The organism is Mesorhizobium shangrilense (assembly GCF_040537815.1).
GTDB classification, from domain to species: domain Bacteria; phylum Pseudomonadota; class Alphaproteobacteria; order Rhizobiales; family Rhizobiaceae; genus Mesorhizobium; species Mesorhizobium shangrilense.
The window spans coordinates 1-22,810 of record NZ_JBEWSZ010000010.1 but is presented as its reverse complement, the minus strand read 5'-3'; the positions used below and the strand labels follow the sequence as shown (position 1 = coordinate 22,810).

Below are 22,810 nucleotides of genomic sequence, written 5' to 3'. Positions count from 1 at the left end.
GATGTCGTCCGATTTTTCGCACGCGGGCAGCAGGTGATCATCGTCACCTCTGGTGCTGTCGCGGTCGGCTAAAGTCACTTTAACCATCTGGACAGATCTCTGCGAGTTGAGGAGAAGAAAACAGCCGCCGCTATCGGGTCAGGTTCGAGTCATGTGTGCCTATGAACAGAGTGTCAACCGCCATGGTTTTGGCGTTGGGCAAATACTATTGACCCGCGAAGATATAGACAATCAGCATCGCCGGCTCAATGCGCCTTCAACCCGTCAACAACTTCTCAAAGTTGGCGCCGTACCCATGGTCAACGAGAACGACACGACCGCAACGGCGGAGCTCTGTTTTGGCGACAATGATCGGCTAGCGGCACGGTCGCGCAGATGGTAAACGCCGATGTTGTGGTTTTGCTTTCCAATGTAGATGGCCTCTTCTCGGAAGACCCGCACTACAACCCCGCAGCCCGTCTGGTGACAGAGGTTCGATGCATTACTCCCGAGATAGAGGCCATGGCGGGGCATTCCCTCGCTCGCCACAGTTCGGGTGGCATGGTGACAAAGTTGATGGCAGCAAGGATTGCCACGGACGCGGGCTGTGAAATGGTCATTGCGAGAGGAAATAAATCTTACCCTCTCGCGGCCATCGAGAACGGTGGGCCATCCACGTGGTTTTTTCCGCTCGCTAAAGCCGGCCAATGCGCCATGTCGGCAAACCTCGCCGGCAACTGTTCGAGGAGATCGAGCGAGCAGCCTTGAGGCCGTTGCCGGCGGCACCGTTCGAACAATGTCAAATGGAAGTTGACCAAGTGGATCCCGATTACCACGTCGAGGTCGACAGCGCCCTTCTGCTCGGTTCCGCATCGGCTGATCCGCTGCACCATCCAGATCCGCCTCACCATCCGGTGGTCCGAAGAGCTGCGGCGTTGTCGATGGCGACGATGGAGGCTTTCGGCGCTCCACCAGCTATTGCCGACGGCCGTGCAAACGGGGCAGATGAGCGGCGTAATCCGCCGACCGGCGAACTCGACAACGGGGATTGGCCGAGAGATCCGCCCGAGCGCGCCCCCACCCTGCCCATTAAGGCACACGGGCTACAGTGACCGGCCGCATGCGCATCTCTCGCGACTTTCGCTCCGAAGCCCAGAAGGAGCGCATGGCTATGGCCGGGAAATACCGCGAGGGGCGGCGATCTATAGGCGCGCACACCATTCAGCGGCAGCCCGAGTTCGCGGATGATTAGTTCGGGCACCCGGATCGCAAACATTGCTGCTATTTTTGCGGCGATCTAACCAAAGCGCAGGGATAAACGGTCAGTGCGGCTGCCAACCGTCCGAGCACGCTCACGCTCGCAGAAACACGGGCGCGTTCGATCGAACCCACGTGGCGCATGCTAAGCTCAGCGCGCACAGCTAGCTCTTCTTGCGTCAGGTTTTGCTCATGGCGCAAACGACGCATATTAATCGCCATGATCTCCTTGAGGTCCACAGCGAGACAGGCACCTGAACGGGGGAAGTATCGTTCTAGGAATGATCGTTCCTATTCGCTTTAGAGGACTGGTCGACAGAGCCCTTTTGTGCGGATCACCACTGAACCGCTCTACATGCGCCGGAAACCCGAAAAGGTTCAAAGTTCGTCATGAAGCCGTAAATCATAGAAGAAGTCCCCTGGTCGGAGGGCCTAACGGCGTACAACAAAGAGCATTTCACGACCTATATGCAGCTGCTCGATGCTTGCGCCGACAACGCCACTAAAGAGGAAATGGCCCATCGGATCCTCGGCATTGATCCGGCGTGCCAACCGGAGCGCGCGGAAGGCTCTTCGCAGTCATCTCGACCGCGCGAACTGGATAGTGACGAGCGGCTACAAGGAATTGTTCGCCAGTGACCGAATTGCGCAGTGCGCTTCGTTGCGTTGAAGCAAGGGACGCCCTGCACACGCCATTCATGAGCGCGTGGCCGCGCCCGGCGGCGAATGGGGTCTCCCACATGATCGCAGGGATATGTCCAGTAGCCTGGACCAGCGACTCGCGGAGCAGCACTTCGGCGAGTTCCCGGTGCGAAACCCGCAGGGGAGCCGTCGAGTGCCTGGAGGATAAACCGGAGGCGACGACAACTCGCTTCCGCCGGAAACCGGGCTTTGGCAATTCATCCGTGCTGCGCAGGACTATTTAAGACGTTTCAAGCGCCTACAACCGCCGATGCTCATTTGGCCAGTTGGCGAAACGCGTTGCGTTGGGGGCTGATGAACATCGAAACACGCGATTAACCGAACACGTCCTTGGCTCACCCGTGAACGAGAAGACAGAGACTTCTGTCGAAAGACATTCAACCAGTCGCTAAACCGGTATTGGCTCACGCCGTTGGTTCTGCCGAATTAAAAAATGAAGCAGAATGGCGGATAGATTGGCCGGGTTGAACACTTTCATCTTGCAATCGACGCACGGCCAACCAAGTGAATACGTAGTCCTCGGCGATATTAAAGCGAATGTCGTAGGGTTCGTGCTCAGGTAACTCCCGGCAAAGAGCTTGAGTTAGATGCAGTCGTAAGCGCCCATTTGCAGGACCGGTGCGTAGTTCGGCACAGTCGAATCCAAAAAAGCGCCGTGCCAAGGGGTAGAGCGCTTTAAAGAGTGTTTCCTTGGCCGAAAAAAGCAGCGTCGCCAGCCGAGCTGGAGGGAGAGCCGTCTGTCGAGCGATCAAGGCACGTTCAGCTGCGTTCGTGGTCATGCACAGGATTGACTCCAGTGCATGACCACTGGCCAGCGCCTCGACGTCCACACCGGCATGCCAGCTTCCATCGGCAATGGCAAAACACGCGGAATGCCCTCGCGCGTGGGTTATTGAACCGGCAGAATATCGAGGCCAGAGTGGGGCGCCGTCGGGACCGATGGGAATCTCGGGGGCGGCTTGGCCCAGCGCTAGCAATGCTGCGCGCGCCATCGCTCGACCGGCCAGAAACTCGGCTCGGCGTATGGGTAACGCTGTGGACAGGCTGGCAGGGCAGCGTAATGCGAGTTTGTCAAATAAGTTCTCCGTGTAGCTTTCGAAATCGAACCGGCCGTGCACTAGGACCGCATTGGCGTAGTCAGTATCATGCAAGGTCACATCGTTAAGAAATCCGCGCGAGTGGGCTAAGAGAGCAATGAGGTGCGTCGCGGTTGGGGTGCTCATACAGAAACCTGAGGAGGAACCGCGGCCGCAGGGCGCAGCCTAGAACATCGCCGCAGACTGAAGTGACGTGCCCAATTCTCAACGAATCTAGAGCAGGAGCACACGACCCGTTTTGCCGCCAGCCCGACATAATAGATCAGGATCGTGACCATTAGGGCTAAGTCTATGTCAGATATCCGCCGCACTCGCGCCCGCATGAAGTTGAGAATCGTTGCAGACAAAAATGCGACCGAGTGACTGAGAAAGAGCAGCCATTTTAGATACATTCTTCAAGATAGATCGAGGGTTCATGATCATCTCGCCACGGATGGCAGAGCGGACTTGTAGCCCGCCATGCGCTCAAAGTCAGCGAACTGGGCCGTAGAGAGTCTTAATCGGCCATTCTTTGACCGTGATCCTTAACCTCCAGAGAGCAGAATGGTGCCCGCGAAGGCATGATCGCCGAGAGGGGGCAATCTCGAAGCTGAACGGGTCGTGACTGTTCTGACCGTTGCCCGCCGCAGGGCCGGATCGCTGTCCCTCAACCAGACAAACTGAAATGTCGGCGTGTGCCGTGTCGAATCGATGAGGATCGAGCAGCGTCCGCACACCACGCCGGACCGATAGCGTTGCAGGGATGATGCTTTCTGCTACGTTATTGCGACTGGTGGGGATTACGTCTGGCAGATCCGTTCGTACAGATCGCCGAACGTCGCTGCCTTGAAGATCTCATCCAATCGAGGCGCCCTCCAGCGGTCGCTATTCTTCAAACGAAGTTGAAGTGCGGTGGCGAGAAGGCTGTCCCCGCCTATTTCGAAGAAGTTGTCGTCCAATCCTACTTTCGTGACGTTCAGGAGAGACTTGACTTCATTGAGGAAGACATTCCTGAGATTACCGTCGCTTAGCACGCTCTCCTTGTTTTTTCGGGCTTCTTCGGACGGAGATATTTTCTCTCCGTCCGGATCGTCGCTCGTGATTGTCCGGATCTGATCGGCCCATTGCCTTAAACGTGGAGACAAGGGTCGCGTCGCTACGATCACCTGGCCGTTTTCAACGGTTGCCAGTATGCGCTTGATGATGTCGATTCCCTCGTCGGGACTGAGTGCCAAATCCTTTGCCTTAGATGTCTCATACGCGGCGGTCACCTGCCAGTCGTAGGAGTAATCCCAGTCATCCCAGTTGGAATTGATCCACCGGACGCCGAGTTTGCCCAGCACCTGGCGTGCAAATGCGTCCACGAACCTGGTCGCCGCCGCAAAATCTGCCATTGCCGGTCCGCCGAGAATGGACGCAAGGGACGAGAAAAGGAAGACGAACTCAGGTAATTGGGCGTAGGTGGACTGGATCCGCTTGATCGCACTGTAAAGGTTGCGGGTTCCTGCGACTTTGGAGGCAAACTCACTGGCGAAGGTCGTGTCCTCCATCTCTGAAAGGAACCTCAGATCGGCCAGTCCGGCCGCGTGAAAGATACCATCGACCCGCCCGAACTCCCGAACCGTGATCTCGAGCGCCCCCAACAGGCTGTCGAAATGGGATACGTCGGCCTGGCGAAGAATCACCTGACCCTTTGCGCTATCCAGCGCGGCCAATCGGCGCATCCAGCCATTGTCATCGAGATCCGCGGACGTCCAATCCAAAGTGTCGGGTACCGCACGGCGGGTTATCGCGACGACCGTCGCTCCAAGGGCTACGAGATGTTCAGTCAGGGAAAGACCAATCTTTCCGAGAGCTCCTGTGATCACATAGACGCCGTCGGGTCGGAGGACCTCCTCTCCTCCCGGAGTTTGTCCGGCGAGGGCCACCTCCGGGAAGTGCAGTACCCACCGCCGGTTCCCGCGGAGGGCAACGACCGCATCGGGACTAGGCACGTCGCGCCCGATTTCAGCAACGAGCCGATCAGTAACCCCCGGGTCGCGGATGTTCAGGTCCACAACCCGACAATCCACGATCGGATTCTCCTGCGGCAGCACGATGGCGGGACCGAAGACGCACGCCTTTTCGGGATCTACAGGTTCCTCACCCACCTGGACGATCCGGTCACCAACAATCCAGACATCGACCGGAGTCTGGAATGTCAGTGTGGAGAGCACTCGCGCCAAATCGAGTATCGCGTCGTAGCTCCGTAAAAGATCGGTCTGCACCGTACCCGGGTCCCCGGACGCGTCGGCGCAGCCGCTCAGGTGCCAGAGGCAGAGAATCCGATCGACGGGACGGTCCGAGGCGATCTCGGCGTCGAAGAGCGCCTTCAGGCCCTCTCGGGTGGGGTCGATCATGATGATAGACCCTTTGACTTTCATGGGTGGGTTCGAGGGTTTGGCTCGTCGGCAAACACGAACAACCTCATGACCCGCATCCTCCAACTGCCGCGTGATGCTGTTTGCCAGCACGTCTCCCGCGCGCTCCGCCTCACCAAACGGCCGATCGGCGAGCACCAGCCAACGAAGCGCCTTTGTTCTTCCGTCACCGGGAACCGTGCGGGGAAGCATTTTCTCTGTCCAACTCTGCACATAAGTGAACACCTCTCCCCTGCGCCGCTCTCGCTCCCCGGTCTGCGGCAGAACCGTCAAGCCAGCAGGCTGACCGTCCGGCCAGCAACGGTGACGATCAAACGAGTACGTCGGAAGCGAGATCCTGCGGCGAGAACCGAACGGTTCCAATTGATCACTGGCCCGTTTCCAATCCACCGCAACACCCAAGGACCAGAGGTTCCCAAGACATTCCAGAAGAACGTGACGATCGGTGAACTCCTGGTCATCCTTCCCGCGCGTGGCTGAGACCACCGCAGAAACTCTGGCCTTACGATCCTCTGAATTGATTATTTCATGCGCGAAACGCGCCAGATTGCGCGAGGGACCGACGTCAATGAGCGCAGTTGCGCCGGCCGCGACGATGGCCGCGAGAGACCGATCGAATCGGATCGTTCCGCTTGCTTGCCTGCTCCAGTAAGTCTCGGGTAGAGGCACTTTCGCCCGGTGCAGATATCCTCCTGAATTGGGAGCGATGGCCAAATCCGGTACTCGCTTCTCGAGCGTGCGGACATGTGCGTCGATAATATCAGCTGCCGGTTTCATCAGCGGAGAATGGCTAGGGACGCCAGCTGTATTGAGGATCTGGTTGGGGATCTCTGCTTTTTCGAGCCCCTCCTGAAGCCTTTCAATCAGGTCCCGTTTCCCGGTGAACACGACACTAGTTTTGGAATTCACGACACCGACACCAATCTCGCCAGCTTCAGCCCGGTCACGCCAAGCGTCTCCCTCGAGAATGCGTTCAGCCTCCTCTGGGCTGCATTTGACCGCAAGCATAGCGCCGTCGACGCCAAGATTCGCCATCGCGCGACTACGAGCGACCATGAGGGCCATAGCGTCTTCCAGTTTCAGAATGCCCGCTAGGCTGGCCACGACGTATTCGCTCATGCTGTGTCCCACCAGGTAGTCGGGACGCACGCCACACGCTTCCAGCAATTGTGCCATAGCGTACTGCACGGAGAAGATCATGAGGTTGATTTCTTCGAAGGAAGCGGCCGCGTAGCCGTCATTTTCCCCAAACACGAGTGACTCCAGATCACGATCCAGGATGGGGCGACTAGCGGCGGCACAAGTCAGGAACGTCTCGCGAAAGTCGGACACGTGATCAAACAGGTCCTTGAACATTCCCGCGTGCTGCACTCCACCGCCCGGCAGCATGAACGCAATCGACGGCGAGGAAAGGGCTTGATCAGCCGCGCGATCCGCCTCTTCCTCTAGCCTCTTGATGGCCATGTCCAAGTTGCTTGCCACAACGACCGTCCGATGATCAAAATGACATCTCGCCACCCGTAGCGTATGAGCGACGTCACTGAGATCGACATCCCGGTTGCGCCGCAGGAATCCGGCTAGATTCCGGCAGGCCCGGCTTAGCGCCGACGGCGTCTTTGCGGATAGGCATAGGGCGTGGGATCCCCGCGCGACCGATCCGGGCCAGGCCCTTACGTCGTCGTTAATCCATTCTTGTAGCACAACATGGCAGTTGGTTCCGCCGATACCGAAGCCACTGACTCCGGCAGTTCGGGCGCGACCCTGCTTACGGGGCCAGGGTCTAAGCTGCTCATTGATGAAGAAGGGTGTCTCTTCCAGATTCAAGTCCTTGTTCAGCCGGTTGACGTTGATGGTCGGGGGGATTACGCCTTGCTGAAGGCTGAGCACCGTCTTTATAAAACTCGCGATCCCAGCGGCGATATTGGCATGACCGATATTTGGTTTGATTGACCCGAGCGCACAGGTCTTGCCAGTTTCCGCTCGCCCAGCGAAAGCCTCTGCCAAAGCGCTGACCTCAATTGGATCACCCACCTTGGTGCCGGTCCCGTGAGTTTCGATGTATTCCACGTCGGCAGGGTTGAGGGTTGCGGACTCAAGTGCTTGGCGCACAACAGCGGCCTGTCCCTGCGCACTTGGCGCCGAGTAAGACGATTTGGTGTGGCCATCGTTGTTAATGGCACATCCTTTCACCACTGCGTGGATAGGGTCGCCCGCCGCGAGCGCATCTTCGAGGCGCTTGAGAACAACAACCCCTACCCCATCTCCGACCACCGTGCCGTTGGCATCGGCATCAAAGGCGCGGCACACGCCGTCCGAGGAATTGATGAAACCTTCTACATACTGATATCCCGCTTGAGGGAAGATGATGCTGGCCGCGCCTGCCAGCGCCATATCGCAATGACCGGCCGCGAGCGACTGAGCGGCAGTTGCGATAGCGACCAGCCCTGTTGAACATGAGGTTTGCACCACAATGCTTGGGCCGCTGAGGTTCAGCATGTAGGACACGCGCGAGGCAAGATAGTCCTTGTCGTTGCCGAGTTCCGTCAGCCAAGCCAGCAGGGCGTCGGTGGGATCGAGAAGGCTTCCCCCCTTCAAATGATGCAGCAGATAAAGTGGCAGGAACGAACCGGCGAAGACACCCGTCCGGCCCTCGTGCCGGGTTGGCGTGTATCCTGCGGACTCTAGTGCCTTCCAGCAGCATTCGAGGAACAGTCGATGCTGCGGGTCCATTAACGTCGCCTCACGCGGCGATAAGCCCCAAAAACCCGGATCGAAGGCGTCCACATCATCGAGATGGGCGCCCACGCGGACATAATCGGGACGTTTCAGCACACCCTCCGGAATCCCCCGCGCCTTGAGGACTTGCGTTGAGAGGGGTATGATCGAGCAGACACCTTGGCAGAGGTTGCCCCAGAGCGCCTCAATAGTCTCCGCGCCGGGGAAACGCGCGGTCATGCCAATCACCGCAATGTCCATCCCGGTGCCGCGTCGCCCGTCGACCGCCTTGGTATGGGCAATGCCCGGCGAGACTGGCGGTGTTTTGGGGAGCGTCCGGTTTTGGGGCTGTCCCTGCTCGCCGAGGCGTTTGCGGAGAAGAGCCGCAAGCTCTTTGAAAGTCGGGTTGAGGAAAACCTCGACTACGCGGAGCTCCGTCTTCAGACTCTCGCGAAGCTGCGTGCAGAGACGGGCAGCCAGAAGGGAATGGCCGCCGCAATCGAAAAAGTTGTCGCTCGGATCGGCAGCTTCCACCTGGAGAAGGTCGCGCCAGGCAGCGCGAAGTGCGGGTTCGACCTCGTCGGCACCTGTCACGGGAGTGCACGCCTCTTCCATGACTTCGCGGAGGCGCGACCGATCAAGTTTCCCGTTCGCAGCAATAGGCAATTCCGTCAAAGCGACGAAGCCTGACGGCATCGCGTAGTGTGGCAGCTCAGACTTTAAATGCGACCGCAAAGCCGCCTGCCAGCCCTTGCCCCTATTCCGTAAGACTACATAAGCGATCAGTCGATCAGGCTGGCCGGTCGTCGGATCGAGCTCCGGCACAACCGCAGCGGAGCAGACGTCGGAGTACCGAAGCAAAGCAGCTTCTACAGAGGCGGGAACGACGCTATATCCTCGGATCTTCACCATGAAAGCGCAGCGCCCGATAATCTCCAACTGGCCTCCATGCAGCATGCGGCCGAGATCGCCCGTGCGGAACATCGTGCCATCAGCGCGGAACGGGTCGGGAAGGAAGCGTTCCCGTGTCATCTCCGGGCTGTTCAGATATCCGTGACCCACTGCATCGCCTCCGACGAAGATCTCGCCCAAGAAACCCAGCGGGACGGGGTCACGCTGCTCCCCAAGGACATAGACACTGACGTTGTGCTGAGGCGGACCGACCGGGACGACCTTTTGCGTGGTCGCAGGATCGATCTCGCTCAGGTCAACATGAGTGACGTCATAGGTCTCCGCTACGCCGTAGTTATTGATAATTTTGACATGCGGCAGCGCATCCTTCACACGCGCAACCAACGCTGCTGTTACCACCTCACCTGCTAGGTAAATCAACCGGAGATCCGGAAGGCGGGAGGGGACGTCGAGGACGCCGCTGCCGACAAGCACATCCAGCAGTGAAGGGGTGAACAGTGTTCTGGAAATTCGGTTCCGCTCCAGGTATTCGACCAGCCGGTTTGGATCGTAAATGACGTCGTCAGGAATCAGGTAGGCCGGCATCCCGGCGAGGATTGGCCGCATTATCTCCCAGACCAAGAAGATATTAACCGCCTCGCGCTCATCAGGCGCGTACGGCAGCGCGTGATAGCGCCAATGGTAAGAGCATACAGCGCTCCGGTGGGGGCAGACGATCCCCTTCGGTTCACCAGTCGTGCCGGACGAAAATACGATTTGGGCCGGGGCATCGAGATGGACCGCTTGCGGACTGGCCGGACCGGCGTCGCCGAGTAGCGCTTGCCAATCCTCGTCGAGCGACAGCGCAAGACCCGGCCAGTCAGGCGGAAGGCTAGCTGTGAAATGGCTATTTGTGACAACGATTTCGACGGCTGCCTTCTTGAGTATCCGGCTGAGCGCCGCAACGGGTTGGGCTTTGTCAAGCACGACATAGGCCGCCCCGGACTTAAGAATACCGAACAATGCGACGGCGTAATCAGGTGAAGTATCCATAAGAATACCCACATGCGAACCTAGGCTCTGCCCACGTCCGAGGAGATATCTGGATAGGGTCTCGCTCAGGTCGTCGAGCTCGCGGTACGTGAGGATCGCAGCCTCAGAGACAACGGCGGGCCCCTCCGGGCTGAGGGCCGCTTGTTCGCGGAGGCGGTCATGCAGTGGCAGATCAGGATAAGGCAGGGCCTCGGCAATTCGAATTGAAGCCGGGAGTTGTGCTTTCACCTCCCGCACCTCGCGCAGAAGGGTAGACACTACTTCTTCAGTCATGGAATGGGTGAAAAAGTGATCGCCATCAAACATAACCCGGGCGAATCGCGACGTCGTAAATCGACGCCATTCGTCTAAGTCATCAGCATTCAGCATTTCATCCTCAACTCCCCCCATTGCGGTGATCGCCGCGTTGAGAGGCGTTGGCAGGCTGCGATCGTAAGTCTCCGCAAGTTCGAAGTCGGCCCGCAGGGGTGGCAAGATGAAATCCAGTAGGAGTTCCTCATTTGCCAGCGCCTCCGGAGGAACCATGCCGAGGGTCCGGACCAGATCGGTCAGCTCATCATCCGCGCACCTATACGTCGGTGGTTGATCCGCCGGCACATCTGCCGATTTGTGAGCAGACACGACCACATGAAAGGGAGAGGGCCTACCGGCGCTCTCAAGCGAGCGGGCGATCTCGTAAGCTACGAGGGCACCCGTGCTATGACCGAAGAATATGAAAGGCCGGTCGCTGTACCCGCGGAGCGCATCATTGATCATGGGAGCCAGTACGTCCATGCTGCGAATGGCTGCCTCAGCTGACCGTTTACCGCGCCCGGGAAGATCCAGGCAAATCAGCTCGACGTCTTCGGGGAGATAGTCAGACCAACTACGGAACGATTGGACGCTGCCACCCCCATGCGGGAAGCAAAATATCCGATACGACGGTTCGAGCGAGCTCTTTACGACCTTCAATAGAGTTTTGGTCTCAGGAAGAGAGTGTTTCATTTCTGGCCACCTATGCCAATGAAGATTCCGTTTGCAGGCACCGGCCCTCTTAGGCACTTGCGTCATTTCCCCTCCGAATTGCACTATCCTGCCGGTGCGCTGGCCCTATGGGGCACTTGGAAAACCCAGTAGTGTGCGCCCTCCTCCGCTATGTATTTGCCGTCGTTTAGACACTGTGCCGTCACCAGCACGCCCGCATCCTGCAGACGCCGCACCTCATCTTCAAAGGATGTGGCCTCCGCATAGCTTTTGCGGGTGCTTGCGATGATGAATCCGTTGGGGCGCGTGACGCGAGCCAATTCGCGCAGTGCGACCGGTCGGACGTGCCCGAGCGTGAAGACGCCACAGCAGATCGTAATGTCATAAGTCGCACTGCAGTAGTCGGAGAGCGGCCCGTTAAGGTCGACATCGCCTTGGACATGGCGGTAGACGCGAGTTTTCCGGGCCTTGCCGGCCATCTCCTCGGAGAGGTCGAACCCGTCGAGCAACTGGAAGCCGAGGCGCTTCAACTGCGCGCCGACAAGACCTGTTCCGCACCCAGCGTCTAGGATTGCGATGGCTGCTCGGTCATTGGCCAAATACGCTGTCTGCACGGCGCCCGCCAGTTCCGCAACGACCGTCGGCCCGCAGTACCCCTCGCGGCCAACATCCAGGTCATAGGAACTCGCCCATCCGCGATAGAAGTGGGCTAAGCGCCCGACGTCGCCGTCGAGGGCATGGGAATCCTTGATGCGCTTTTGTGCGGCTTGCTCCAGTGCGGTACGTTGATCGAGGGTATTCATGACGTTCCTCCATGTAGGGGCAGGTGGTCATTGGCGGCGCAATGGCCGCGGCTGATCTATAAGCGGTTCCTTGCCGTGTTGCTGAGCATGACTGTCCGACCACACGGAGTCGGCTACCGGATAGCCGGTTTCCCAGGAGCTGGCGATCATCGGCGCCTGATGCTGCCGGCGTTCGGTCCTGCGAAAACGAGTGGCCGCACGGGCGCTTCTGCCAACCTCTCCAGCAGACATGGGACTTCCTCCTTTCACGAGCAAGGTGATGGTGGGGCTTGGTTATAAGCCTGATACGTAACGATGGCAGAATATATATCGAATTTTTGCGCTAACAGGCAAGTATAAATAAGTTAAATTGTTTTGACTTTCATTTCATTTCGTTGCAGATATTTTAATATCGTGAGAAGTAATATTGGCAATTCGTCAAACTGAAGAAGGTGAATCATAGGGACTTTCGTCTGGGGGCCGAAAGTCTGCTAGCTGAGACGCCGAATATGGCCCGGGCTCGTTGGAACCTCGCGCTGATGGAGTGATGTGCCCCCCGATAAAGCGCGCCGATTTGGACTAGAATTTTCCGTCCGAGTTTCCTGGCTGGAAGAAAGAACGGAAAGCACAGAGGGCATCGCAATTCTCGCGCTCGCAGAATCATTCGTCATCTCGATCTGCTGCGTTCGCAGATCCTGACGGCATCGCGGCGCTTCTGGCCTCAACCATGCGGCTATTTCTTGCGACCACAGGGCCCGTGATGCGTTTGCTGGCCGCTCGTTGCCGTCCCGCTGAGATTCTGGCGAGCCGCCGCCTCGCCGACGTCTTCAACGCGTCGCCATAGATGATTGGCGGGCTGACATGCCGTGAGCCGTAGCTCTCCATTCAAGCGTTTTTCGTGAAGGCGAAGCCTGAAAGCTGTTCGTTGAAGGGACTGTGACTGCACTATATCGTTGCGCTCAATTTCGCCGTACAAAAGCACATCGAGGCTGATCCTTCCTGCCAACGGATGGCAATCTCCGTCTTGCGCCCTGAGGAAGGCTTCGAAGTCGAAATAGCTCAACTCGCCCTTGTTCTGCGCCGCGCGGGGCCCTCGCGCACGTCCGTTGTCTGCGGGAACGGACCTTCGTTGTGGTCGGAAAGGGTGGGATACAGATACATTACGTGAGGTTCGTCGGCAAAATCGCCATGCCAAAAGGGTGCGATCAGCTGGATCATGTGGGCCTCCGTCGCAGGAATGACCTGCCATTGGAGGCGAATGCGCCTGCCGAAACAGCCTGTGTACCTCACAGGGGGACCAAAGACGAATTCAGTTTCTCAGAGAATTGAGGATCGTGAGGAGGCCAGCAGCGCTATGGCCTGATTTTTGGTGCGCACGCCGGGCATGAGTTTTAACTTCAGGCGCCCCGCTCTTCAGGCGAGATTTCCCGCAACCATCCGCGCAGCAGTTCCGCCGCCGGCGATAGGGTCCGGTTATAGTTCCACGTCACATACCAACCTCCTGGTGCAGGCAGTTCGAGGTCCGTAATCTTGACGAGCTTGACCTCTTCTAGCAGCGGCCGCACCAGCCGATGCCAACCCACGGCAACGCCCTGATCAGCCTGGGCCGCCTGCAAGGTCACGAAGAATTTGCTGAACCTGCGGCCACGAAGCGGTCCGTGAGGAATGCCAGCGCGGCGGAAGAGCTCGTCCCATCCGGTCCATTCAGTATTGACCCATTCGCCGTGTAGGAGCGGAAGCTCAGGAAGTGATTCAGCAGTAGCATTCCGGTGCTTCCGGGCAAAGCCAGGACCGCAGACCGGGTAGATCAACTCGTCAAACAGAAATTCGGCGGTCTCGTCGGGCCATGAGCCGAAGCCGTAGCGAATTCGTAAGTCGACTTCAGCGCGCCGGAAGTCGCGCGAATTGTCGGAAATAAGATGGTCGACGGTAACGTCACCATACTTGGTCCAGAAGCGTGACATGCGCGGTATCAACCACATCGATGCAAAGGAATATGTGCAGGCAATCGAGACATTCTTGGAGCGATCGCCGCGCTTGAGGGCCCTGGTGACATGAGAGGCCTCGGAAAGACTGCTTGCTAGTACAGCGTAGAGGTCTTCGCCGGCGCTGGTGAGCATGACGCTTCCAAGCCTTACAAACAGTGGAACCCCGAGCTCGTCCTCAATGGCCTTAATCTGCCGGCTAACCGCACTGGGCGTGACGTTGAGCTCGGAAGCCGCAAGGTTGAACGACAGATGACGTGCAGAGGCCTCGAATACCGCGAGGGCTGTCAAGGACGGGAGATCATAATGACGATGAACCATTGACACTCCAATCAGATCGGCAGTTGCGAACCAAACAACGGTGTATCCACGTCGTCCTCTAGCCCATAAAGGACTGCCGCCAGCTTACACACGCCAAATTCGAGAGACTGATCAACCACCACTCGCCTCCGTGACGCGTTGCGAACGTGACAAATCATCGACGCAAGTTGCGTGCCGAATTCGCGCACCGTTTGCGTTGCAGCACTCGTCCATACCGACGGCCCGGCCCTGGCGACCCCTTCGTCGGACTTCCGACATTCTTGTGCAGCTTCGGACACAAGAAGCTTTGGGCATATCGAGCCCGCATACGATTGCCTACCGCAGCCGAGGTTGATCAGCCGAAACACGCTGCCACCAAGTGCCAAAAAATGGCGATATCCCCGATAAACGATCGGATCCAAGGATTGATCTCAAACACGCTTTGCCGATCCCCGTTTCTGCATTACGCCGAAAAGAACCATCACCAGCAACACATTTACGACCGCCACCGCAAACAGAACGGCGAGCGCACCGTTCACACCAAGCCTCGTGAGCAGCACCGCTCCCAGCGAGGGCGATGCGGCCTGCATGATCAGGCTCGACATTGCGATGCGGCCCATGATCGCAGGATAGTGATGCTCGCCGAATACGGCGAGCGGTAGCGTGCCGCGGGCAATAGACTCGATGCCGATTCCCGCTCCATAAAAGGCAAGCGCAGCAGCCACAATCGGTACGTTCGCCCACAGAAGACCGACGCCAATGGCAATGAATGCGGCCGACGCAAACTTGGTCCAGATCGGATGATAGAAGCGGCTGATTGCCATCTCGATCGCCCGCGCCCCAACCTGGCATGGCCCGACGATCGCCCCAAGCGCGACCGCGGCGGCGAGGGCGATGCCACGAGGTTGCAGGATTGTCAGCAGATGGACGGAGAGCATCGTCGAAATCATCGAGCTGACGGTAAAGACGAGCGCCATCAGCACAAACAGCGGCATCAAGCCCGTTGGTACAGCGGGCCCCACCAACTCGCTACGACCACTGGTGCCGACGGCACGCGTCCCCCGCTTCTGCTCCTTCGGCAGCGCAAACAGATAGAGCGGCAGCAGGATGAGCAGGTGGATGCCCGCATAGATAAGACATGCGTTTCGCCAGCCGAACTCGGCGACCAACAAGGCTGAGAGCGGCCAGCAGATGGTGCTGGCAAAGCCGCCGAACAGGGTCACTGTCGCAATCGCGGTTCGCGCACGCCGGCCGTATATCCGGCCGACTGTGGCGAATGCCGGGTCGTAGAGGCCCGCGCCCATGCCGATGCCAAGCACCAGCCATGAAACGGTGTAAAGTGGCAGGTTGGGCGAGAGCGCCAAACCGATCAACCCGGCAGCGAGAAACACGGCGCTCGTCGCTAATACAAGGCGGCCGCCGAGCCGCTGGATGCTGTGACCGACACGCGGCGAGACGATGCCGGCGACGAGCAGGCCGAGCGAAAGGCCACCGACAATCCGGGCCAACGGCCATCCTGTGTCGCGGGCGATGGGCTGCGCCAACACGGCCAGCAGGTAGTAGGACGAACCCCATGCGAGGATTTGCGTCACGCCGAGAACGGGAATTACCGTCCGAAGACGGGGCGCATCCCCGATTGGCGCAGGCGGGTTTGAAGTGGTTTTGCTCACGCGACGACTCCGCAAGCCGCATCCCCGGTTGCCTGCGTTGTTGGCGATAGCATTGGCGACGCAGCAGCCAGCATCCCTGGCCGGGAACGTCGTGGTACACACCCCGGTCTCGGGCAGGACGAGTTGCACCTTGTCGGCCGCAACATGGGTCTGGCAGTTCTTCGGGCAGACGCGGGCGCAATCGTGACATTCTTGGAGCGATCGCCGCGCTTGAGGGTCCTGGCGACATGAGAGGCCTTGGAAAAACTGCTTGCTAGTACAGCGTAGAGGTCTTCGCCGGCGCTGGTAAGCATGCCGCTTCCAAGCCTTACAAACAGTGGAACCCCGAGCTCGTCCTCAATGGCCTTAATCTGCCGGCTAACCGCACTGGGCGTGACGTTGAGCTCGGAAGCCGCAAGCTTGAACGACAGATGGCGTACAGAGGCCTCGAATACCGCGAGGGCGGTCAAGGACGGGAGATCATAATAACGATGAACCATTGACACCCCAATCAGATCGGCAGTCGCGAACCAAACAACGGTGTATCCACGTCGTCCTCTAGCCCATAAAGGACTGCCGCCACCTTACACACGCCAAATTCGAGAGACTGATCCATCACCACTCGCCTCCGTGACGCGTTGCGGACGTCCCCCGTGACAAATCATCGACGCAAGTTGCGTGCCGAATTCGCGCGCCGTTTGCGTTGCAGCACTCGTCCATACCGACGGCCCGGCCCTGGCGACCCTTCGTCGAACTTCCGACATTCTTGTGCAGCTTCGGCCCCCATAGTCTCGCGCACCAGCGCCGCCAGCCCCTCCGCTCCTTTGCGGTTATGTGGAGCAAACCGTAACTATGCGGCGACTATGATTATGCGGAGCGGGCTTTGACATCCGACAGATCGTTGCGCTTTTCCAGATAGTTAAGGAAGCTGTAGGCACGCTTTCGCTCCGCATAACTATACTCCTCGCGATGGTTCAACATCGTGAGGAGAGCGAAGATGGATGCTAATAATGTGGTCATTGGTTCCTCGATCCGGGACCGTTGTCGCCACAGATCGATCAGTTCGCGGCAAGTCTGGCCGCGCAAAGATATACGCCGCTGACTATTGAAGGCTACACGGCCTCGGCTCGTCATTTTGCAGCCTGGCTTGGTAGCGTAGGTATCTCGAGCGACAGCATCGATGACGATGTCATTGGTCGTTTTTCCGAACATCGGTGCCGGTGTCCCGGTAGCCGGCGATGGCAGCGCGTTTCACCTGACTATTGGCGTCGCGCCAAGCGATTCTGCGTCTTTCTCCAACAGGTCGGTGTCGGGCGTGCGCCGTTGAAGGTCGCGTCGCCATATCCCTTGCTTGACGACTATCAGGGGTGGTTGCGCGTCCACCGGGGACTTTCGGAACGAACGATCGCCCGTCACCTTCATCATTTGCATAAGCTGCTGCCGGAACTCGGCACGGCGACCCACGACTCTGATGCCGCTCTCGTCCGCAATGTGGTCCGCGAGTGGCGCGAGCGAACCGGACCGGCCGACCTGCGGACCATAACGAGCGCTTGCGTTGCTATCTTCGCTTCCTCGCGGGTGCTGGCCTGTGCCGCCCCAACCTCGATCACGCCATCCCGCCCGTCTTGCAATGGCGCCTTTCGTCGTTGCCGCGGTATCTTGGTGCCGCCGGATGTCGAACGCGTCATTGAATCCTGCGATCAACTCACCAGAGGGCGCCTGCGGGACCGTGCGATCCTGCTTCTGCTGGCACGCCTGGGGCTGCGGGCCGGAGATGTGGCCGGGCTCAGACTCAGCGATGTCGACTTGAGTGGCAAAGCGCGCCGCCAAGTTCGATTGCCGCTGCCGCAGGATGTCGGCGACGCGCTGCTCGCATACATCGAGCAGGAGCGGCCTCGCGTGCATCAAGAGGCAGTCTTTCTTGGAATGGTCGCGCCCTACCGGTCATTCTCGCGGTCTAGCCATGTCTCCACGATCGTAGCGCTGGCGCTGAAGCGGGCGGGCATTTCCAATCCTCCCTCGACCGGAGCTAGCCTGCTGCGCCACTCCGCAGCGACCTCGATGCTACGCTCGGGAGCCACGCTTGAAGCTGTTGGCACGGTGCTGCGTCACCGTTCGCTCGATATGACCGCACATTACGCCAAAGTCGATATTCCAATGCTGGAGCAGATTGCTCAGCCGTGGCCGGGAGAACTTACATGCTGAGTCAGCTCCTCGCCGATCATGCGGCGCTGCACCGTGCCCTGGGATACAAGTTTCGGACCCCGGGCATTCTCCTGCGCAACTTTGTCGCCTTTGCCGAGCATCGCGGTGAGGATGTCATAACGACGGCGACCGTGCGTGAGTGGGCGCAGCAAGCGCCGTCGCCCGAGCAACAACGCAACCGCCTGTTGACGGTACGCCGCTTCGCGATCGGGCTGCAGGCCGCAGACCCGCGCCACGAGGTGCCCTCCGCTGATCTTTTCGGCCGCGCCACTCGCAGGCGCCGCACGCCCTATATCTACAGCCCCGAGGATATCCGACAGCTGATCGACGCCGCTCATCGACTTGGTCCCGACCAGTCGATCCGACCGCTCACCTACGCCACGATGTTCGGGCTGATTGCGGCGACCGGCATGCGTGTTTCGGAGGCGATCGCGATTCGGTTGCCGGACGTGACCGACGATGGGTTGATCATTGCCCAGACCAAGTTCAAGAAGAGCCGGTTGCTGCCGCTCCACCCGTCAACCGGACGCGCCCTGGATGGATACCTTACCACTCGCCTGAAGTCCTCGAGCCAGAGCGATGCACTCTTCATTTCGCATCAGGGAACACCGCCGGCCTATCCGACGGTGATAACGGTCTTCCTGCAAGTCGCTCGATCGATCAGCTTGCGCGGCGCTCCAGGATCGCGAGGAGCGCGGATCCATGATCTTCGCCACACATTTGCCGTTCGCTCTCTCGAACGCTGTGCGCACGATGCCCAGGCTGTCGCGCGGCATATCACCGCCCTGAGCACCTATCTGGGGCACGTCACGCCCATGTGACCGATACTTACTGGTACCTTGAGGCAACGCCCGAGCTGATGGCGCACATGGCGGCGGTCGGCGAGGGTTTGCACCGGGGAGTGCCGGCATGACCCAGCTCGCCCCGCACCTCACCGCGTTTCTTCGCGAACACCTTCCCCGCGAACGGTGCGCCAGCGTTCATACCTGCGAGGCCTATGCCTACAGCTTCCAATTGCTGGTGACGTTCGCCGCGCGACGATTGCGCAAACGACCCTGCCTGCTACAGATCGAAGATATCGATGTGCCGACAATCCTCGCCTTCCTCGAACATATCGAGGCGGTGCGTGGCAACAAGCCCCGCTCGCGCAACGCAAGGCTGGCTGCCGTGAAGTCCTTCTTCCGCTATCTCGAGCACCGCGTCCCCGCAGTACTGGATCAGGCCCTTCGGGTGCACGCTATTCCGATGAAGAAGATTGACGAGGCGCTCGTGGCTTCGCTATCGCGTACCGAAGTGCAGGCACTGCTCGATGCACCGGATCGGCGCACATCATCGGGCATCCGAGATCGAGCCATGCTGCATCTGGCTTTCGCCGGCGGCCTGCGCGTTTCCGAACTCGTCGGCCTCGCGCTGGATCAGTTCGGCTGGCGGTCGCCGGCCAGCATCCATATCATCGGCAAAGGACGACGAGAGCGCGTGCTGCCACTTTGGCAGGAGACCGCTGCCGCGGTCCGGGCCTGGATTGCGGTCCGACCCAAGGATGGGGAGACGGCGCTTTTCCTGAACAACGCCGGCCGGATGATGACCCGCTCCGGCTTCGAATACATCCTTGAAAACACGCCGCCGCCGCGGTCAGCGGCGCGCCCACGTTAGCGACAAAGGCGATATCACCTCATGTACTGCGACACAGCTGCGCCATGGACATGCTTCAGGCCACGCGGGATATCCGCAAGGTGGCGCTGTGGCTCGGTCATGCCACTCTCCAGAGCACAGAGATCTACCTGCGCGCTGACCCGACCGAAAAACTCGAGATGCTCGACGCTCTGGAACCGCTCGGCATAAAGCCAGGCAAATTCCGCCCGCCGGATAAACTGATCGCGATGCTTGCCGCAGGATAGCGAATTGTTATGCAGAGTCGATGGGCGCCACAAGGCCGAAGATGCGCCTACCAGCCTCCTCGGCTCTGCATAATCATGGTCGCCGCATAGTTCCGGAAGTCGACTGGCTTTGTCACCACCATGACCTTGACCGCACCCGTCGACCCGATCACGACGTCGCCTTCAGCGCGCGGATTACAGCAGCCACCGTTTTGGTGTCGGCGCCGCGGCCAACGCGCATGGCGATCCCGTCGAATCTCAAGCTCGATCACGCCGGCGTCGCGGACCGCCTTGTGCTTCCGTGGTCGTCCTGGACGTTGCGCCACGGGTTCCGACAAGGACGCTGCAACCACCGCAGGAACGAACAGGGATTCTGATGCCGTCGCCTCCGCTGACGCGCAGCCCGGCGCCAAGCAAACAGTTGCTGTGGGGAAAGCGCATATCGGCGAGCTACAGCACAAACCGTCTCGCCAGCCTCGTAGCTCTCCGCAACGATCCGCGCCTTCCTCTGGAGGCCACTCGCGTCGCCCGCCGGAGCCCGTGAACACCTCGAACCGGCGCACCGGCTCCAAATCGTTCGACTTAAGCGTAAGCTCTGAAATCGTCATATGTCGAAGCCCTCAAAGGCTCCGAACCTCGTCCTTCACGCCCATCCCCGAAAGGTGCCGTCGGAACATCGCTTACCGCCGGTCTGGGCGCGGGCATAGAGATCAGCTGGCGAGCTTGGGGAGGTTCGGGGCAGCGGCTGTGACTTCTTCCGCTGGCGGCGCAAGATGACGAAGGCGTCGGTAGCAGCATGTCGCGTGCCATGTCGCGAGGGCCCTCGTGGATCGACTGCAGGATCTTGGGGGCCGGCGCATTCGGGCAGCAGCGGGGTTTGAGGGCACAGGCGTCACTGTCGAGGTTGCTGGCGCGGTAGCGCATCAACCCGTTCTCATCGACGAGAGGGCGAGGCATCCTGTAGTCCTTGTGGCGCTGTCGCAGTTCCTTCCCACCCGGACAGGTATCGAGATCGCCGCGGCGGTCGTAGGTGAGGTCGGCCCGCTTGCCGTCGCGACGCTCAGACTTGTCGAACACAGGGATGTGCCGCTGGATCCCGCGATTCGTGCCCCAGAATCTCGGCCAAGCCGCAGGTGCGTCTGCGACCAGCGTCCCCGGATGGACGCCGAAGCGATCCTGGGTGCGCTCGATCATCGTGCACGCCACGCCAACCTCGGCTCGCCTCGACGTCCACGATGACGGCGTGGTCCATGTCAATCAGGTAATTGGCATCGACCTCACCGACGAAAGCTCGCGCCGAAACAGCCCAACAAACCTTGATACCACATGCGAACGAAATGAAAAAATCAGACCAGCCGTGCATCGACCTCAGGGGGCGGAATAATCTCGGATTCAGGGGGCGGCTTCGTCGGAATCGGCAACCGCTGGAGGGCCAAGATGGCGACCTGTTCAAAGCGGTTCGAATGGGTACAGCTTCTCCATGCAGATAAGCGGCGCAAATCGGATCTCTCAGCGGGGGCCGGATTCAGACGCACTTTTTGTGGGGATCTTTGGTGTAGGCCTGCGGTTTGCTCCGGCTGTTAACTTCCTCGCGGTCCACGCCTGCTCTGCGGCAAAAGCTTCGCTGCCGGGTTCGTGAGAAACGAACTCAAGAGCCGTTTCCTCGACTCTCGGCACAGGGACTCCAGCGTCGGCAAAAGCCGCATATCGCGCCAGGATGCCACGCCGCCGGCGACTCTGATGAGGCTGCGACCACTCAAGATGTTCTGAAGTCCAGGGTTCCGTGAGTTTAATATAGTTAGCCTCAAGGGCCTCTTTCAGGACTTGTTCTCCGGCTTCAGTTCGCGCAAGCAATGAATTCCAGCCCTCGTCCTCCTGCTTTGGATTGGCATCTTGCCAGCAGTCCATTGCGGCAATATCAGCCGACAGGCCGATGCTATCAGGGCAAAAGCGACATCGGAAGTAGCTCTGCCATGTGGTTTCGTCGTCCCAGAGATCCCAAAAGTTCACCTGGAAAGTTCGGCCGTCCTTCGTACCAGCGGCAGTTTGCCCCGGACAGCCATGTCCGCGGTAGCGGAACCAAGAAAGATCGTTTTCGGCAACGTTCCATTCCGACAGGAGAGGTCTATATTTGCCCAATCCGGGAAAGCCGCCACAAAACAGGGTGAATGTGTACTTGCATAGTTGTGCTACGCGTTCATCAAGCCTGCTAAGATTTTGAAGGGCCGTGACATCGCACGGTTTGCCGACAAAGGCAAAAGTTCGACCCTCTGCCAATACATCGGCGATGTCACTCAGGGGCGCCGATGGCGAATAGCGCGACCCCATGGCCGCCAGAACTTGTTCACGGGTGCGGGATCGATGAGGCCGAGAAAGCATTGGTCGATTTGGGTCGGGTGCGAGATGGACGATCTGCTCCACCAAACCGGACTCGAGCACAAAAAGTGAAAGGGAGGTCAGGGCTCCACCGGATGACGCTTGAAACCGTATCTCGGGATCGGACGAATACCCCTTCCATAGCATACGCCGTGGTCCCCACATTGGGTCTGTCATATCAGTATTCACGTAGTCTGGAACAGATATGTTCACCCCGGGGCAGACAGCGTTGAAAACGTCGATCTCGCGCTCGGTGAGGTCTCGTCGGCGCACCGGTTCGTGCAATCCGTCATCAGCCGTTAGAAGGGCCACTGCGTCCGGACCAAGCAGGCTGTGGCAAGCTCCGCAGCCCATGCAAAGCCCTTGAGTGGTTACATCTTCGATATTTACTCTCATTGTAGCCTCTTGGCACGCTTCGCTTTGATGGGAAGCGACTAACGGTGCGCCGCAATCAGCCCCCTGCCAAACGGGCTTTCGCTTCTCGGCAAATGCTCGCAGGCCCTCGCGCTCGTCCTCCGACCCGAACACTTTCTGAACGATAGGCAACTGTTTCAACCGATCCTCCTCTGCTTGTCCATCG

15 protein-coding genes and 4 pseudogenes are annotated in these 22,810 nt (G+C 59.3%); 7 read left to right on the top strand and 12 right to left on the bottom strand.

Annotated features, from left to right (window positions below; translation table 11 throughout):
• Positions 1 to 151 precede the first annotated feature (151 nt).
• Both ABVQ20_RS36565 and ABVQ20_RS40600 read left to right on the top strand, forming a co-directional pair.
• Positions 152 to 747: pseudogene (locus tag ABVQ20_RS36565) on the top strand (amino acid kinase family protein).
• A complete protein-coding gene (locus ABVQ20_RS40600) occupies positions 687 to 1,091 on the top strand; it encodes a hypothetical protein (RefSeq protein WP_435528499.1) in 405 nt (134 codons plus the stop codon). Before ABVQ20_RS36565 ends, ABVQ20_RS40600 begins: the two are co-directional and overlap by 61 nt.
• A gap of 169 nt (positions 1,092 to 1,260) precedes the next feature.
• On the opposite strand, the gene ABVQ20_RS36555 is transcribed toward ABVQ20_RS40600, so the two are convergent.
• A complete protein-coding gene (locus ABVQ20_RS36555) occupies positions 1,261 to 1,476 on the bottom strand; it encodes a helix-turn-helix domain-containing protein (RefSeq protein WP_354464686.1) in 216 nt (71 codons plus the stop codon).
• A gap of 162 nt (positions 1,477 to 1,638) precedes the next feature.
• Here ABVQ20_RS36555 and ABVQ20_RS36550 point away from each other — a divergent pair.
• Positions 1,639 to 1,906 (top strand): annotated as a pseudogene (locus ABVQ20_RS36550) (hypothetical protein).
• A gap of 436 nt (positions 1,907 to 2,342) precedes the next feature.
• Here the strand turns inward: ABVQ20_RS36550 and ABVQ20_RS36545 are convergent.
• The 8 genes and pseudogenes from ABVQ20_RS36545 to ABVQ20_RS36510 all read right to left on the bottom strand — a co-directional run bounded on the left by ABVQ20_RS36545 (position 2,343) and on the right by ABVQ20_RS36510 (position 16,272).
• A complete protein-coding gene (locus ABVQ20_RS36545; RefSeq protein ID WP_354464685.1) occupies positions 2,343 to 3,161 on the bottom strand; it encodes a 4'-phosphopantetheinyl transferase family protein in 819 nt (272 codons plus the stop codon).
• A gap of 653 nt (positions 3,162 to 3,814) precedes the next feature.
• On the bottom strand, positions 3,815 to 11,077 hold the full coding sequence (locus ABVQ20_RS36540) for an alpha/beta fold hydrolase (protein ID WP_354464684.1): 7,263 nt from the start codon (positions 11,075 to 11,077) through the stop codon (positions 3,815 to 3,817).
• A gap of 83 nt (positions 11,078 to 11,160) precedes the next feature.
• Positions 11,161 to 11,859, bottom strand: a complete 699-nt coding sequence (locus tag ABVQ20_RS36535) for a class I SAM-dependent DNA methyltransferase (protein ID WP_354464683.1) — start codon at positions 11,857 to 11,859, stop codon at positions 11,161 to 11,163.
• 867 nt (positions 11,860 to 12,726) lie between these two features.
• Positions 12,727 to 12,989, bottom strand: a pseudogene (locus tag ABVQ20_RS40595) (5-methyltetrahydropteroyltriglutamate--homocysteine S-methyltransferase); the annotation flags it as partial.
• A 246-nt stretch (positions 12,990 to 13,235) separates the two neighbouring features.
• Positions 13,236 to 14,144 (bottom strand): LysR substrate-binding domain-containing protein, encoded by a 909-nt coding sequence (locus ABVQ20_RS36525; RefSeq protein WP_354464681.1) that lies wholly within the window; start codon positions 14,142 to 14,144, stop codon positions 13,236 to 13,238.
• Positions 14,145 to 14,155: 11 nt separating this feature from the next.
• Positions 14,156 to 14,545 (bottom strand): hypothetical protein, encoded by a 390-nt coding sequence (locus tag ABVQ20_RS36520; protein ID WP_354464680.1) that lies wholly within the window; start codon positions 14,543 to 14,545, stop codon positions 14,156 to 14,158.
• Between the two features lie 9 nt (positions 14,546 to 14,554).
• Positions 14,555 to 15,793 carry an MFS transporter gene (locus tag ABVQ20_RS36515; RefSeq protein ID WP_354464679.1) on the bottom strand — a complete coding sequence of 413 codons (1,239 nt, stop codon included), beginning with the start codon at positions 15,791 to 15,793 and terminating at the stop codon, positions 14,555 to 14,557.
• Positions 15,790 to 16,272 (bottom strand): LysR family transcriptional regulator, encoded by a 483-nt coding sequence (locus tag ABVQ20_RS36510; protein WP_354464678.1) that lies wholly within the window; start codon positions 16,270 to 16,272, stop codon positions 15,790 to 15,792. The genes ABVQ20_RS36515 and ABVQ20_RS36510 overlap by 4 nt, the downstream gene beginning before the upstream one ends.
• Before the next feature lie 541 nt (positions 16,273 to 16,813).
• Between ABVQ20_RS36510 and ABVQ20_RS36505 the strand changes: the two genes are divergently transcribed.
• The 4 genes from ABVQ20_RS36505 (at position 16,814) to ABVQ20_RS40590 (ending at position 19,875) form a co-directional block, all read left to right on the top strand.
• On the top strand, positions 16,814 to 17,977 hold the full coding sequence (locus ABVQ20_RS36505; protein ID WP_354464677.1) for a tyrosine-type recombinase/integrase: 1,164 nt from the start codon (positions 16,814 to 16,816) through the stop codon (positions 17,975 to 17,977).
• Entirely contained in the window at positions 17,971 to 18,798 is an 828-nt protein-coding gene (locus ABVQ20_RS36500) for a tyrosine-type recombinase/integrase (protein WP_354464676.1), read from the top strand. The genes ABVQ20_RS36505 and ABVQ20_RS36500 overlap by 7 nt, the downstream gene beginning before the upstream one ends.
• A gap of 88 nt (positions 18,799 to 18,886) precedes the next feature.
• The gene (locus tag ABVQ20_RS36495) at positions 18,887 to 19,630 is read left to right on the top strand and encodes a tyrosine-type recombinase/integrase (RefSeq protein ID WP_435528492.1); all 744 of its coding nucleotides are present in this window, start codon (positions 18,887 to 18,889) and stop codon (positions 19,628 to 19,630) included.
• 44 nt (positions 19,631 to 19,674) lie between these two features.
• The gene (locus ABVQ20_RS40590; protein WP_435528491.1) at positions 19,675 to 19,875 is read left to right on the top strand and encodes a hypothetical protein; all 201 of its coding nucleotides are present in this window, start codon (positions 19,675 to 19,677) and stop codon (positions 19,873 to 19,875) included.
• A gap of 247 nt (positions 19,876 to 20,122) precedes the next feature.
• On the opposite strand, the gene ABVQ20_RS36490 is transcribed toward ABVQ20_RS40590, so the two are convergent.
• The 3 genes and pseudogenes from ABVQ20_RS36490 to ABVQ20_RS36480 form a co-directional block, all read right to left on the bottom strand.
• Positions 20,123 to 20,350 carry a transposase gene (locus ABVQ20_RS36490; protein WP_354464767.1) on the bottom strand — a complete coding sequence of 76 codons (228 nt, stop codon included), beginning with the start codon at positions 20,348 to 20,350 and terminating at the stop codon, positions 20,123 to 20,125.
• 243 nt (positions 20,351 to 20,593) lie between these two features.
• Positions 20,594 to 21,121: pseudogene (locus ABVQ20_RS36485) on the bottom strand (transposase); the annotation flags it as partial.
• Positions 21,122 to 21,363: 242 nt separating this feature from the next.
• Positions 21,364 to 22,810, bottom strand: a 1,447-nt coding sequence (locus ABVQ20_RS36480; RefSeq protein ID WP_354464675.1) for a Coenzyme F420 hydrogenase/dehydrogenase, beta subunit C-terminal domain, incomplete at its 5' end; no start/stop codon positions are given.

Bases quoted from the DNA above. Each gene is read 5' to 3' on its own strand.
- ABVQ20_RS40600 (WP_435528499.1), top strand. From the start codon at position 687: ATGCGCCATGTCGGCAAACCTCGCCGGCAACTGTTCGAGGAGATCGAG.
- ABVQ20_RS36510 (WP_354464678.1), bottom strand. From the start codon at position 16,272: ATGGTTCATCGTTATTATGATCTCCCGTCCTTGACCGCCCTCGCGGTA.
- ABVQ20_RS36545 (WP_354464685.1), bottom strand. From the start codon at position 3,161: ATGAGCACCCCAACCGCGACGCACCTCATTGCTCTCTTAGCCCACTCG.
- ABVQ20_RS40590 (WP_435528491.1), top strand. From the start codon at position 19,675: ATGGACATGCTTCAGGCCACGCGGGATATCCGCAAGGTGGCGCTGTGG.
- ABVQ20_RS36535 (WP_354464683.1), bottom strand. From the start codon at position 11,859: ATGAATACCCTCGATCAACGTACCGCACTGGAGCAAGCCGCACAAAAG.
- ABVQ20_RS36495 (WP_435528492.1), top strand. From the start codon at position 18,887: ATGACCCAGCTCGCCCCGCACCTCACCGCGTTTCTTCGCGAACACCTT.
- ABVQ20_RS36540 (WP_354464684.1), bottom strand. From the start codon at position 11,077: ATGAAACACTCTCTTCCTGAGACCAAAACTCTATTGAAGGTCGTAAAG.
- ABVQ20_RS36500 (WP_354464676.1), top strand. From the start codon at position 17,971: ATGCTGAGTCAGCTCCTCGCCGATCATGCGGCGCTGCACCGTGCCCTG.
- ABVQ20_RS36525 (WP_354464681.1), bottom strand. From the start codon at position 14,144: ATGGTTCATCGTCATTATGATCTCCCGTCCTTGACAGCCCTCGCGGTA.